Origin of the sequence: Bacillus sp. SIMBA_005, assembly GCF_046535585.1 — a bacterium.
GTDB lineage: Bacteria > Bacillota > Bacilli > Bacillales > Bacillaceae > Bacillus > Bacillus pumilus.
Genome location: NZ_JAWRWI010000133.1, coordinates 1 through 338, shown reverse-complemented (window position 1 = coordinate 338; position 338 = coordinate 1). Strand labels below are relative to the sequence as shown.

General features: G+C 48.5%; 1 protein-coding gene. It reads left to right on the top strand.

Annotation, left to right across the window (positions count from 1 at the left end; genetic code table 11):
• Window positions 1-338, top strand: a 338-nt coding sequence (locus SB660_RS19450) for a transporter associated domain-containing protein (protein ID WP_410583883.1), incomplete at both ends; no start/stop codon positions are given.

Sequence of the window (338 nt, the reverse complement as noted above, 5' to 3'; positions counted from 1 at the left end):
GAATTAAAAGAAATGATGCGTCCGGTCATCAGAGTCATTGAAAGCATCCCCGTTCAGGAGCTTTTGATCCGCATGCAGAAGGAGCGGATTCATATGGCGATTCTCGTTGACGAATACGGCGGCACGGCGGGACTTGTGACCGTCGAAGACATATTGGAGGAAATCGTCGGGGAAATCCGTGATGAATATGACCAGGATGAAATGCCCCACATCGTCAAAAAAGGCGAACACCATTATGTGATGGACGGCAAGGCGCTCATAGAAGAGGTGAATGATCTCCTTGATATCGCCATCGAAAATGAAGACATTGACACGATTGCCGGCTGGCTCTTAACACA